Here is an 11,690-nt window from a genome sequence, read left to right as displayed (position 1 = left end):
CTGAACGGAAGCAGTCGTGAACGAGACCCCCTCCCACCGCAGGGCCCGTCACCGCAGGAGCAGGAAGGCCCTCGCCGTCGGCGTCCCCCTGGCGCTGACCGCCGCCGGTGCCCTGGCCTACGGCACGGACGCGGGCTTCTTCGGCTCCGGCGCCTCCCGCGAGGCATCGGCCGCCGGCTACGCCGCCCCCGCGTGGGCGACCGCCACCGCCGACGGCTTCGCCTCGGTCGACGCCCTCGGGCAGAGGGGCACGTACGGCGGCCGGGGCGGCAGGACGGTGACCGTGCGGACGCAGGCCGAGCTGGAGAAGTACGCGACGGCCGAGGAGCCGTACGTCATCGTCGTCGCCGGGACGATCAGGATGGCGCCCGTCGGCAAGGAGATCAAGGTCCGCTCGGACAAGACGATCGTCGGCGCCGGCACCTCCGGCCAGATCGCCGGCGGCGGCTTCTTCCTCGGCACCGGCGTGCACAACGTGATCATCCGCAATCTGACGATCCGGGACTCCTACCAGGGCACCTGGAACGACAAGGAGCACGACTTCGACGCGATCCAGATGGACGGCGCGCACCACGTCTGGATCGACCACAACGACCTGCGGCACATGGCCGACGGCCTGATCGACGTCCGCAAGGACAGCACCTACGTGACGGTCTCCTGGAACAGGCTGAGCGACAACAACAAGACGTTCGGGATCGGCTGGACCGAGAACGTGAAGACCGACATCACGGTCCACCACAACTGGTTCCGCGAGACCGAGCAGCGCAACCCCTCCACCGACAACGCCGCCCACGCGCACCTCTACAACAACTACCTGGAGGACGTGCCGAACACGGACATCACCTCCGCCTACGGCAACTACGCGCGCGGCAGGACGTCGATGGTCCTGGAGAACAGCTACTTCCAGGGCATGCGCAACCCCGTCACCAAGGACGCCACCGCGACGCTCGTCCAGCGCGGCAACGTCTTCTCCGGCACGTCCGGGCGCAACGAGAGCGGCGGGACGGCCTTCGACCCGAAGAGGTTCTACGCCTACACCCTCGACAAGGCCGCGGACGTGCCGGCGCTGCTCAGGTCGGGCACGGGACCGCGCCCCTCGATCGGCATCGCGAACAGCACCAACGGGGCGAACGGCTCGGGCGGTTCGGGCGGTTCGGGCGCGAAGGCCGCGACCACGCTCACGGTCGCCAAGGACGGCAGCGGACAGTACCGGACCGTCCAGGCCGCCGTGGACGCCGTCCCCGTGAACAACGCCTCCCGGGTCGTCATCGCCGTGAAGCCGGGGACGTACCGCGAGACGGTGAAGGTCCCCTCCGACAAGCCGCACGTCACCATCCAGGGCACGGGCGGCAGCCGCAAGCAGACCGTGATCACGTACGACAACGCGGCCGGCACGCCCAGGCCCGACGGCTCCGGCACCTACGGCACCTCCGGCAGCGCGACCGTCGCCGTCGAGGCCGACGACTTCCAGGCCCGCAACCTGACCATCGCCAACGACTTCGACGAGGCCGCGCACCAGTCCCTGTCCGGCCACCAGGCGGTGGCGCTGCGCACGGCGGCCGACAAGGTCTTCCTGGACGGCGTGATCGTCACCGGTGACCAGGACACGCTGCAGCTGGACACGGCGGCCAAGGACAGGCTCGGCCGCGTCTACATGAGGAACTCCTACGTCGTCGGCAACGTCGACTTCATCTTCGGCCGGGCCTCGGCGGTGATCGACCGCTCCGTCATCACCCTGAAGAAGCGCTGGGACGGCACCTCGGCCGGCTTCGTCACCGCCCCCAGCACCCCCGCGAACCGCAAGGGCTTCCTGATCACCGACTCCGCGGTCAACGGCGACGTCGCGGCCGGTTCCTTCCACCTCGGCCGCACCTGGCACGCGGGCGGTGACGCGAGCCTCGACCCGCAGACCACGGTCCGCGACACCACGCTCAGCGCCGCGGTCAAGGCCGCGCCGTGGTCCGACATGGGCGGCTTCTCCTGGAAGGACGACCGCTTCGCCGAGTACCGCAACACGGGCCCCGGCGCGGGCCGGGCGAGCGCCGACCGGCCTCAGCTGACCGACGCCCAGGCGGCCGGGCAGGAGGTCGCGGACTGGCTGGGGAGCTGGGTGCCCACGGCGTCGTAGGTGCCGTAGGGCTCGGGCGGACCGGGGTGCTCAGTGGAAGCCGAGCATGCCGGGGGAGTCGATGCCGACGGTGAGGAAGCCCGGCGCGTAGGCGTCCTCCCGCCCGGTCAGGATGATCGACATACCGCCCGAGTCGAGGTGCGGCGTGGCCACGTAGAGGGCATGGCATGTGTCCGCGCCGCCCCAGCCGTCACGCACCATCCCCCCGACGGTGACGGCCGCGACCTGGCCGAGCGGATCGATGTGAAGGCCCGGCAGCGCCAGCAGCGCGCTGCCGACGTCCGCGTCGCTCTCCTCGGCCTTCATGAGGCAGAGCGCCGGCAGGTGCAGCCAGTCGCCGGGGGTGTGCGCCACGTTGTCCACGAGGCGGTGGAGCGCCTCATGCCCGTGGGCGAGCGCGAGGGCCGCGCTCGTGTCGAGGATGATCACGCGGCGCGCTCCCGGAGGGCGCGGGCCTTCTCCGCCGCCATCGCGTACACGTTGGCCAGCACGTCCGGACCGCTGTCGAGCTCCTCGTCGCTGAGTGTGCAGCCCAGCCGTTCGCGCAGCACCTTGCGCGTGGCCGCCACCCGCTCCGCGATCTGCTCCGCCGTCGGCTGCTCCGACGCCAGCTGCTCCACGAGCTGCCCGAGCGTCATGCCCCGCTCCTTGGCGACCTGCGCGAGGTGGTCGCGGGTCCGGCGGGACACCTGAATGGTCGTGTTCTCTGCCATGGCACCACCATAGTCACGGTACGGCCACGGGGTGCTCCGTCGTCTCCCGGTTCACCGGAACGTGGCCCTTGCGCGCCCCGCGCTTGAGGCCTACGCCGCCTCTCCACGCAGGTGCCGCAGCAGCCCTCGGAGCCGGCCCCAGCCCTCCGCGTCCACCCCGTCGCCCAGCCGGTAGTGCAGGGCCGCCCGTCGGGCAGTGCCGCCGAGGCGGGCGGGCCGGGGGCCGGTCAATTCAGTGCGACTGTCCCGCCCTACTTCAGCAACCCGCCCTTCGTCCCCGCCACGAACACGTTCCACGGGGCCTCACCGAAAACGAGCACCGGCCCCGTCGGCACCTTGCTGTCGCGCACCGGCACGAAGCCGGGGCAGCCGCCGGCGACCTCGACACAGTTCGTGCCGCCCCCGTCGCTGTAGGAGGACTTGCGCCAGGACACGGCGGAGAGGTCAGGGAGTCGGTTCATGGTTTGCGCTCCTCCAGAAGACTCTTGATGAACGCCATCGACTCCACCGGAGTCAGAGCCGCGTCCCTGACCAGATCGTAGGACAGGCGAAACGACAGGACCTTGTCCGGATCGTCGATCAGCTCGCCAAATCCGTTGCCTTCCACATAGGCGACGGGATCGCCGGTTCGTCGCCACAGAAGCCAGAGGTGGCTGTCCATGAGGTCGTGCACACCGGCCGCGTAGGGCAGCACCTGAAGCGCGACAGAAGGCAGTTCAGCCGCGTTCAGCAGATACGACAGTTGGTCCTTCCACACCTTCGCGTCCGGGACGCGCCGCCGCAGCGCGCCCTCGTCCAGGATCACGCGGACGCTCGGCGCAGGTTGGCGGTACAGCAACTCCTGCCGTCCCAGCCTCAGGGCCACCTGCTCCTCGACAGCCTCGCTGTTGCCCGCCGTTGTCTGGGCGCCCGACAACCCAGACAACACCGCGCGGGCGTAATCCTCGGTCTGCAACAAGCCGGGGACCCGGAGTTGGAACAACCACATCACCCGCGCCGTCGCTTCGAGCTCCATGAACGCCTTGTACCTGTCCTTGACGACCTCATGGCGCGCATCCCGCCACAGCCGGACCAGCAGGTCACCGGTGCCGTGATAGCGGTCCAGGTCCTCCATGACCGCCCGCTTGGAGAGCCGTTCTCCCTTCTCCAAGCGGTACAGGTAGCTCTTGTCGTACGACGTCTCCTCAGCGAGCTGCCCGAGGGACTTGCCTGCCTTCTCCCGCAGTATCCGAAGGGTTTCCCCGAGCTCCCCACGCCTCGACTCCCGTTCCCCGCCCGGGTTTTCGACCACGTCGCCCCTCCCCGTTGTCTGCTCCGCAGGCAACACCAGCCCTCTTCCGCAGCGTACGCCGCCCCAGTGACGATCGATGCACCAACGGTAATCACCGCAGGTCGCTGCTTCGAAGGGACAACCTCCATGAACACGCCCCCGCTCCGCCTCCTCCCCTGGACCGCCCCCGAGGGCAAACCCTGCTACCTGAGCACCGACAACAGCCACAGCCGGCTCTCCCTGCTCGCCGACGACATCGAGGAAGCCCAGCTGGAATCCGGCGCACAGGTGCTCGTGGGCGCCAGGGCCGTGCTCGGGGACGCGAAGGCCGGCGAGCGGGCCGTGCGGTTCGCGCTGACCAGGGCGACGGAGGCACTGGACGACGTCCTGCGGGTCGCGGTCAGCCGGGGGCTGCGCATCCCTCACCCGGCCGAGTGATCCGGCCTCGTTCCGCCAGGTCAGTCTCATCACCGTACGTAGCGTGACGGCGTTGCTTGTCCCCCGAGCAGGCTCGGCCCACACTTGAGGAGGTGCCGTCACCATGACCGCTCTTGCGCACGAGAGGCCCGAGACCATGTCCGAGTTCGCGGCGACCGGATCGGAGCAGGGCCCCGCCCTGGACGAGGTCGTGTGGCAGGCGTGGAAGGCCATGGAACTCCCGGAGGGCTACCGCGCCGAGATCGTCGAGGGAGCCATCGAGGTGTCGCCCACCGGTCGCCTGTCCCACGCCCGGACCGCCAACCGACTGCGCAACGCGCTGGTGCGTTTCCTGGGGGAGGGAGAGTACTCGGCGTACCAGGACGCCAACGTCGTCTTCCGGCGCAGGACGTGGATCCCCGACCTCTTCGTCGCGCCGGACGACCTGGAGCCGTACGCGGACGAGGACGGGCTCGGCGTCGACGCGGCGGCGGTTCGCCTGGTGGTCGAGGTGGTCTCCCCCGGCAGGCACGACGAGGACCGCGACCGGGTCAGGAAGCGCCGCGAGTACGCCCGTGCCGGGATTCCCGTGTACGTGATCATCGACGACCACGACGCCCAGGGCACGGTCACCGTGCTCACCGAGCCCCGCCCCGACAAGGGCGACTGGCTGGGTGTCGTACGCGTCCCCTACGGGACGGACGCCGAGATCCCGAAGGGACCAGCGACGGGCTTCGTGATCGGAGAGGCGATCACAGGGCCCAAGCGCACCTGAACCTGGGCGGGGAGTCGCGTGACGGGTGCGATTGCCGGCTTCCCCTTGTGTCCGACAGCCTGTTGGACAAGTGCCCTGGGGACGCATCCCCTTCCTCGTGCGACACCGCCGGGCGCAGCGCGAGCGGGTAAAGGAACGGGCCCGTGACCGGTGAGGGTCACGGGCCCGCGGGAAGAGCGCGGAGCGCTACTTCACGACCGTGATCCGGTCCGCCGCCGGCGGGGCGATGGGGGTGCTCGCCGAGGAGTTGGCCGTCAGGTACTGCACGAAGGCCGCCAGGTCGTCCGAGCCGACCAGCTCGTCCGTGCCCTGGCCCATCGTGGTGAAGCCGTCGCCGCCGCCCGCGAGGAAGCTGTTCGCCGCGACGCGGTAGGTGGCCGCCGGGTCGATGGGGGCGCCGTTCAGGCGGATGGAGCCGGTGACGACGCGGTCGGCGCCCGACTTGGTCATGTCCAGGGTGTAGGTGAGTCCGGAGGAGACCTGGAGGATCTTCGGGGCGGCCTCGTTCGGGCCGCTGACCTGCTCCTTGAGGACCTGGATCAGCTGGGCGCCCGTGTAGCTGCGCAGGTTCACCGTGTTGGAGAAGGGCTGGACCGTGAAGCCCTCGGCGTACGTGACCACGCCGTCGCCCTCGCTGCCCGAGGCCGTGTAGGTCAGGGGGGCGCGGATGCCGCCCGGGTTCATCAGGGCCAGGTCGGTCTCCGGGTCCAGGGACCTGCCGTGGGCCAGCTGCGCGTCGGCGATCAGGTCGCCCAGCGGGGACTCGGTGCCGGTGCGGTCGATGTCGCCGGAGATGTAGCCGACGGGACGGTTGCCGATCGGGGCGGCCAGGGTGTTCCAGCGGTCGATCAGGCGGGTCATGTCCAGCGCCTTCGGGACGTCCCGCGTCACCACGTGGTTCGCCGACTTCACCGACGTCCGGGCGATGTCGCCCGTGGCGCGGTCGTAGGTCAGCGTCGTGTCCGTGTAGAGGCGGCCGAAGGACGACGCCGACGTGACCATGCGGGGCTTGCCCGCCGGGTCGGGGATCGTGCAGACGTACGCGTTGTGGGTGTGGCCGGTGACCAGCGCGTCCACCTGCGGCGAGACGTTCTTGGCGATGTCGACGATCGGGCCGGAGATGCCGTCGCCCGCGCCCGGGGAGTCGCAGTCGTAGTTGTAGGAGGACGAGGCCGGGAAGCCGCCCTCGTGGATGAGGGCGACGATCGACTTCACGCCCTGGCGCTGCAGCTCCTTGGCGTACGTGTTGATCGTGTCGACCTCGTCCTTGAACCGCAGGCCCTTGACGCCGGCCGCCGAGACGATGTTCGGGGTGCCCTCCAGGGTCACGCCGATGAAGCCGACCTTGACGCCCTTGTGCTTCCACACCCAGTAGGGCTTCAGGAGGGGCTTGCCGGTCTTCTCGTCCTGGACGTTCGCGGCGAGGTAGGGGAAGTCGGCGCCCTCGAACTCCTTGTCCGTGTAGCAGCCGTCGGTGGGGTGGCAGCCGCCGTTCTGCAGGCGGGCCAGCTCCCGGGCGCCCTCGTCGAACTCGTGGTTGCCGACGCTCGTCACGTCGAGGTCGAGCTTGTTCAGCGCCTCGATCGTCGGCTCGTCGTGGAAGAGGCCGGACAGCAGCGGGGAGGCGCCGACCATGTCGCCGCCGGCCGCGGTGATGGAGTACGGGTGGCCCTTGCGGGCCTGGCGCAGGTGGGTGGCGAGGTATTCGGCGCCGCCCGCGTCGACGGTCTTCGTCGTGCCGTCCGGCTGGAGCTCGGTGACGCGGCCGGAGGAGCCGGCCGGGGGCTCCAGGTTGCCGTGCAGGTCGTTGAAGGAGAGGAGCTGGACGTCCTGGTACCGGCCCTGGCCGTGCCCCCCTCCATGGCCTCCGTGGCTTCCATGGCCTCCGTGGGCCGCGTCCGCCGACGCCGGCAGCGCCGCCGCGGCGAGCGCCCCGGCGGTGACGACGGTGGCGGCGGCGACGAGAAGACGGCTCGTACGGCGTCTGCGGCGCGGTCGGTACGACTGTGCTGTGGCTGGCATGCGCCCCCCTGTGGGTGTGCGTGACGCGAGCCGCTCGGGAGACGGCCCGCCGGCGCGACAGCCTAGGGTCAACGCGCGTAGCGCGACAGGGGGTACCGGGTTACATCCTGGTTTACCTTCCTCCTCCTCCGTGGCCCCTCCCGCGGCCGCTCCCTCTGCCGCCGCTCTGCCGACGCTTTGCCGCCCTCTCCCTCTACCCTCGTACGCATGACCAGCGACGAGACCGTGCGGCCCGGCCGCCCCCGTTCGATCGAGACCCTCTCCGCGCTCACCCCGGAGCAGACCGACGCCGTCCTCGCCCTGCTCTCCGAGGCCGCCCGGAACGACGGACAGCAGGCCGTGTCCGAGCAGGGACGGCTGCACCTGCGCGGCCCGGCGCGGGAAGGCGTCGCGCACCTGCTGCTCACCGTCGACGGCGGCGAACTCGTCGGCTACGCCCAGCTGGAGGGCACCGACCCGGTCGAGCCCCCGGCCGCCGAACTGGTCGTCCACCCCTCGCACCGGGGGCAGGGACACGGGCGGGCACTGGGCTCCGCGCTGCTCGCCGCCTCCGGCAAGCGGCTGCGGATCTGGGCGCACGGCGGCCACTCCGCCGCCCGGCACCTCGCGCAGGTGCTGGGGCTGACCCTCTTCCGCGAACTGCGGCAGATGCGCCGCCCGTTGGCCGACCTGGAGCTGCCGGACCCGCGCCTGCCCGAGGGGGTGAGCGTGCGCACCTTCGTACCCGGCCGGGACGATGCGGCCTGGCTCGCCGTGAACGCCGCCGCCTTCGCCCACCACCCCGAGCAGGGCGCCCTCACGCAGCGGGACCTCGACGACCGCGAGGCCGAGGCGTGGTTCGACCCGGCGGGGTTCTTCCTGGCCGAACGCGGGGGCGAACTGATCGGCTTCCACTGGACGAAGGTGCACGCCGAGGAACGGCTCGGTGAGGTGTACGTCCTCGGCATCCGACCCGACGTCCAGGGCGGTGGCCTGGGCAAGGCCCTGACCACCATCGGCCTGCGGCACCTGGCGGAGCGGGGCCTGCCCACGGCGATGCTGTACGTCGACGCCGACAACAAGGCGGCGGTGTCCGTCTACGAACGCCTGGGCTTCGTCACGCACGAGACGGACCTGATGTACCGCACGGAGACGTGAGCCGTCACCGGCACGCCACACCTGTCGGCGACGTGAGCCGTCTCCCGCGCTACGCCTGACCGCCGAAAGATCCGGCGGGCCCGGAAGGCCCCGGCCCGGTGACGGCACGGACGCTGTCGGCGAATCCCGTGGCCGGGGGCAGGCGGTCGGCGGGTGTCGAGCGGATTCGCCGACCGCGTCCGGTGACGGCACGCGGCCGTCACCGCCGTCACCGCCGTCCCCGCCGGCCCCGCCGACCCAGCGGCTCCGGCCCGCACATCGCCCCCGCCACCGCGACCACCGCCAGCAGCACCGCCCACCGGTCGTGCGCCGCCGGCCACCTCGGGTCGTCCGGCACCACGAACAGCGCCCAGTCCTCGGGGGACAGCAGGGGTGCGAGGACGGCCACGACCAGCAGGGTCGCCGCGACGGCCGGGCCGGGGCGCGGTTCGTCCGTCAGGCGTACCGCCGCCGCGGCACCGGCGAGCGCCAGCACGCCCATCGCCCCGGCCTCCAGGGTGATGTCGCCGGCCGGGGGCCGGGTGCCGGAGGGGACGAGCAGCAGCACCGCCGTCCACCACAGCGCGGCGGGCGGTGCGACGAGGGCCACCCGCAGGGCCTGCCGCAGGGGGCGCCGGACCGGTACCGGCGTGGTGAGGTGCCGGGCCCGGTCGTCCAGCAGGAAGACCAGGCCGAGCGCGCCGATGAGGGCGACGCCCCGCAGCAGGGCGAGCGACTGCCAGGAGGCCGGTTCCGCGCCCGCCAGCCTCGGCGTCCCGGCGATCAGCAGCCCGAGGGCGCCGGCGGACCCGAGGGCCCGCCACGGCAGCGTGCGCCACACGGGGCCGGTCATCGCGCGTGTCACTCGCACGAGTCCGCCTCCTTCGGCCCGGCCACGCCCAGCAGCCCGGCGGCCTCGGCCGTCGTGACCTTCGGGGAGGTCAGCTCGGCCCAGTGCGTCTTCACCCGCTCGGCCACACCGGGGCGCGGCTTCTCCAGCAACCGCCGTACGACGTCGGTCTGGCCCTCCGTCATGGACAGGGGATCGGTCGGTGACAGCACCACCGCGGACCCCTCGACGCTGTCGTCGAGACGGACCCGGCGCAGGGCGTTCATCGGGTCGTCCTGCCAGCTGAGGGAGAGCCACATGATGGTGACCATCCGCCCGTCGCACACCGCGCTCCCCGCCTTCTCGCTGCCCGTGACCAGCACGGAGGCGACGGCGGTGGAGAACTCCGGGACCCGGTTGCCGCCCCAGGCGGTGCCCACCGTCACCTGGTCCGGCGCGGTCAGCGGGGGGATCGCGGTGTCTTCGCCCAGCCCGTACCGGGCGTCCAGCCGCTGCCGTACGACGAGTCGCCGGTCGTGCGCGGTGCCGCCCGCGAGGGACTGGACGCGGTCCACCACCTCGGCCCAGGTGCCCGTCCGGGGCTCCCAGTCGGGGAACGCGCAGTACGTCGACCGACCGTGCTCGACGCAGGTCTGCTCCTTCTCCGGGCTGACCGAGACCCGCTCGCGGGCCGCGGTCAGTTCCGGCGACGGATCCACGCCCTTGGCCTGCAGGACGCCGCCGGTCACCGCCAGGGCGAGGGACAGGGCGACCCCCGCCTGGACGGCGATCCTGCGTCCGCCGGCGGCCAGCACCGCGAGGAAGGCCAGGCACAGGACCGCGCCCGCCAGGTACAGCGCGTGCCAGGCGGCGGGCCGCCCCAGCAGGTCGGAGGGCAGGGTGTCGGTGCCGGACTCGATGACGGCCGGGGCCAGCCACGACAGGCCGTCCATCTCGCCCGGGGCCGTGCCGAGGACGAGCGTGATCAGCAGGCAGACCACCAGCAGCGGCGCGGCGAACGGCGACCGCGCCACCCGGCCCAGCAGCACCCCGAACACGCCGAACAGCAGCACCGTCAGCGGCCCGACGAGCAGCTCGGCCGGCGAACCGCTCCCCACCGCGCCCGGCTTGGCCGCCTCCCAGCCGAACTGCCCGGCCACGCACACGGCGGTGAGCAGCGCGGCCGGTACGACGGACAGGACGTGCGCCGCCGTACGCCTCCAGGGCGACACGACCAGGATCGCGAACTGGTCCTCGGTGCCGTGCCGCAGGGAGCGCAGGGCCGCCGCGTTGGCCTGCAGCAGGACGGCGAGACCGACGAGCAGCGGCCCGCTCTGGGTGGCGCGGTCGGCGTCCTGGAGGGCCGGATAGCCGTCCCAGGAGTCCCGTGTGCGCCAGACGATCCACGCGACGTACACGACGAAGGCGACGGCGACGGGGATGCTCAGCAGCAGCCGGCGCGCCTCGAACCGGGCGAGGGCCGGCACGGCCCGGGCGCCGCTCACGCGCGGCCCGGTGTCGGCGGCGGGCGGGGCCGTCGTCGGTACGGCGCTCATGCCGCCACCTCCGCGCCGGCGCCGTCGAGGGTCAGCAGGTAGCCGTCCTCCAGGGTGGGATCGAGCAGTTCGGCGCCGGGGGGCGGGTCGCCCACGTTCCGGAAGGTCCCCGTCCCGGTGCGCCAGCCGGCCTTCGCGCCCGGGTCGCGTTCCGTACTGCTCCACACGTGCCCGGCGGCCCGCTCGGTCAGCTCGGCCGGGGTGCCGTCGAACCGCACGGTCCCGGCGGCCATGACGACCACCCGGTGGCAGAGCATCGCCACGTCCTCGGTCTGGTGGGTGGACAGCAGCACGGTCCGCCCCTCCCCCGCCCCGGCGATCAGCTCCCGGAACCGCATCCGCTGCTCGGGGTCGAGGCCGACCGTCGGCTCGTCGAGGACCAGGAACCCGGGGTCGCCGACGAGCGCGGCCGCGAGCGCGACCCGCTGCCGCATACCGCCGGAGAGCTTCCTGATCCGCTTGCCGCGCACGTCGCCCAGGCCGACCTCGTCCAGGGCTCGTCGCACCTCGCGGTGCCGGCCGGCCCGGTCGGTCAGCTCCTTCAGGATCGCGACGTAGTCGACGAACTCGAAGGCGGTGAAGTCCGGGTGGAAGCCGGGGGTCTGCGGCAGGTACCCGAGCCGCCGCCGCACCTCCTGCCGCCCCCGCGCGGTGCCCGGGTCGTGCCCGAGCACGGTGAAGGACCCCCGGTCGGCGGGCACGGCGGTCGCCAGCACGCGCAGCAGCGTGGTCTTCCCGGCCCCGTTGGGCCCGAGCAGCCCCGTGACGCCCGGCGTCAGCCGCAGCGACACCTCGTCCAGGGCCCGCGTGCGCCCGTAGTGCAGGCTGAGCCCGGAGGCGGAAACGGTGGGGGTCATGCGCCAC

13 protein-coding genes are annotated in these 11,690 nt (G+C 72.3%); 4 read left to right on the top strand and 9 right to left on the bottom strand.

Annotation, left to right across the window (positions count from 1 at the left end):
- Positions 1 to 16 precede the first annotated feature (16 nt).
- Positions 17 to 2,128, top strand: a complete 2,112-nt coding sequence (locus tag ACIRFH_RS13330; protein ID WP_403519912.1) for a pectinesterase family protein — start codon at positions 17 to 19, stop codon at positions 2,126 to 2,128.
- Positions 2,129 to 2,158: 30 nt separating this feature from the next.
- Here the strand turns inward: ACIRFH_RS13330 and ACIRFH_RS13325 are convergent, their stop codons facing one another.
- From ACIRFH_RS13325 to ACIRFH_RS13305, 5 genes are all read right to left on the bottom strand, one after another.
- Positions 2,159 to 2,557, bottom strand: coding sequence for a hypothetical protein (locus tag ACIRFH_RS13325; RefSeq protein WP_403519911.1), 399 nt, complete (start codon positions 2,555 to 2,557; stop codon positions 2,159 to 2,161).
- Positions 2,554 to 2,841, bottom strand: coding sequence for a hypothetical protein (locus tag ACIRFH_RS13320; RefSeq protein ID WP_403519910.1), 288 nt, complete (start codon positions 2,839 to 2,841; stop codon positions 2,554 to 2,556). Before ACIRFH_RS13320 ends, ACIRFH_RS13325 begins: the two co-directional genes overlap by 4 nt.
- 90 nt (positions 2,842 to 2,931) lie before the next feature.
- Positions 2,932 to 3,072 (bottom strand): DUF6177 family protein, encoded by a 141-nt coding sequence (locus ACIRFH_RS13315; protein ID WP_403519908.1) that lies wholly within the window; start codon positions 3,070 to 3,072, stop codon positions 2,932 to 2,934.
- 20 nt (positions 3,073 to 3,092) lie between these two features.
- Positions 3,093 to 3,302 (bottom strand): DUF397 domain-containing protein, encoded by a 210-nt coding sequence (locus ACIRFH_RS13310; protein WP_403519906.1) that lies wholly within the window; start codon positions 3,300 to 3,302, stop codon positions 3,093 to 3,095.
- Positions 3,299 to 4,132, bottom strand: a complete 834-nt coding sequence (locus ACIRFH_RS13305) for a helix-turn-helix domain-containing protein (protein ID WP_403519904.1) — start codon at positions 4,130 to 4,132, stop codon at positions 3,299 to 3,301. The genes ACIRFH_RS13310 and ACIRFH_RS13305 overlap by 4 nt, the downstream gene beginning before the upstream one ends.
- Before the next feature lie 126 nt (positions 4,133 to 4,258).
- Here ACIRFH_RS13305 and ACIRFH_RS13300 point away from each other — a divergent pair, with 126 nt between their 5' ends.
- Positions 4,259 to 4,549, top strand: a complete 291-nt coding sequence (locus ACIRFH_RS13300; RefSeq protein WP_403519902.1) for a hypothetical protein — start codon at positions 4,259 to 4,261, stop codon at positions 4,547 to 4,549.
- 103 nt (positions 4,550 to 4,652) lie between these two features.
- Positions 4,653 to 5,303 (top strand): Uma2 family endonuclease, encoded by a 651-nt coding sequence (locus tag ACIRFH_RS13295; RefSeq protein ID WP_403519900.1) that lies wholly within the window; start codon positions 4,653 to 4,655, stop codon positions 5,301 to 5,303.
- A gap of 186 nt (positions 5,304 to 5,489) precedes the next feature.
- On the opposite strand, the gene ACIRFH_RS13290 is transcribed toward ACIRFH_RS13295, so the two are convergent.
- Positions 5,490 to 7,325, bottom strand: a complete 1,836-nt coding sequence (locus ACIRFH_RS13290) for a bifunctional metallophosphatase/5'-nucleotidase (RefSeq protein ID WP_403519899.1) — start codon at positions 7,323 to 7,325, stop codon at positions 5,490 to 5,492.
- 207 nt (positions 7,326 to 7,532) lie between these two features.
- Here ACIRFH_RS13290 and mshD point away from each other — a divergent pair, with 207 nt between their 5' ends.
- Positions 7,533 to 8,462, top strand: coding sequence for a mycothiol synthase (mshD, locus tag ACIRFH_RS13285; protein WP_403519897.1), 930 nt, complete (start codon positions 7,533 to 7,535; stop codon positions 8,460 to 8,462).
- A 208-nt stretch (positions 8,463 to 8,670) separates the two neighbouring features.
- Here mshD and ACIRFH_RS13280 read toward each other — a convergent pair whose 3' ends face one another.
- From ACIRFH_RS13280 to ACIRFH_RS13270, 3 genes are read right to left on the bottom strand one after another with little or no spacing between them, the layout of a single operon-like run.
- Positions 8,671 to 9,294, bottom strand: a complete 624-nt coding sequence (locus ACIRFH_RS13280; RefSeq protein ID WP_403520161.1) for an ABC transporter — start codon at positions 9,292 to 9,294, stop codon at positions 8,671 to 8,673.
- 8 nt (positions 9,295 to 9,302) lie between these two features.
- A complete protein-coding gene (locus tag ACIRFH_RS13275; RefSeq protein ID WP_403519895.1) occupies positions 9,303 to 10,826 on the bottom strand; it encodes an ABC transporter permease in 1,524 nt (507 codons plus the stop codon).
- On the bottom strand, positions 10,823 to 11,683 hold the full coding sequence (locus ACIRFH_RS13270) for an ABC transporter ATP-binding protein (RefSeq protein WP_403519893.1): 861 nt from the start codon (positions 11,681 to 11,683) through the stop codon (positions 10,823 to 10,825). The genes ACIRFH_RS13275 and ACIRFH_RS13270 overlap by 4 nt, the downstream gene beginning before the upstream one ends.
- Positions 11,684 to 11,690: the final 7 nt, after the last annotated feature.

The sequence above is a fragment of the Streptomyces sp. NPDC093586 genome (assembly GCF_044764905.1).
Lineage (GTDB): Bacteria > Actinomycetota > Actinomycetes > Streptomycetales > Streptomycetaceae > Streptomyces.
The sequence above is the reverse complement of the archived record's forward strand: the minus strand, read 5'-3'. Positions and strand labels throughout refer to the sequence as shown.

Bases quoted from the DNA above. Each gene is read 5' to 3' on its own strand.
- ACIRFH_RS13320 (WP_403519910.1), bottom strand. From the start codon at position 2,841: ATGGCAGAGAACACGACCATTCAGGTGTCCCGCCGGACCCGCGACCAC.
- ACIRFH_RS13310 (WP_403519906.1), bottom strand. From the start codon at position 3,302: ATGAACCGACTCCCTGACCTCTCCGCCGTGTCCTGGCGCAAGTCCTCC.
- ACIRFH_RS13300 (WP_403519902.1), top strand. From the start codon at position 4,259: ATGAACACGCCCCCGCTCCGCCTCCTCCCCTGGACCGCCCCCGAGGGC.
- ACIRFH_RS13295 (WP_403519900.1), top strand. From the start codon at position 4,653: ATGACCGCTCTTGCGCACGAGAGGCCCGAGACCATGTCCGAGTTCGCG.
- ACIRFH_RS13290 (WP_403519899.1), bottom strand. From the start codon at position 7,325: ATGCCAGCCACAGCACAGTCGTACCGACCGCGCCGCAGACGCCGTACG.
- mshD (WP_403519897.1), top strand. From the start codon at position 7,533: ATGACCAGCGACGAGACCGTGCGGCCCGGCCGCCCCCGTTCGATCGAG.
- ACIRFH_RS13280 (WP_403520161.1), bottom strand. From the start codon at position 9,294: ATGACCGGCCCCGTGTGGCGCACGCTGCCGTGGCGGGCCCTCGGGTCC.
- ACIRFH_RS13275 (WP_403519895.1), bottom strand. From the start codon at position 10,826: ATGAGCGCCGTACCGACGACGGCCCCGCCCGCCGCCGACACCGGGCCG.
- ACIRFH_RS13270 (WP_403519893.1), bottom strand. From the start codon at position 11,683: ATGACCCCCACCGTTTCCGCCTCCGGGCTCAGCCTGCACTACGGGCGC.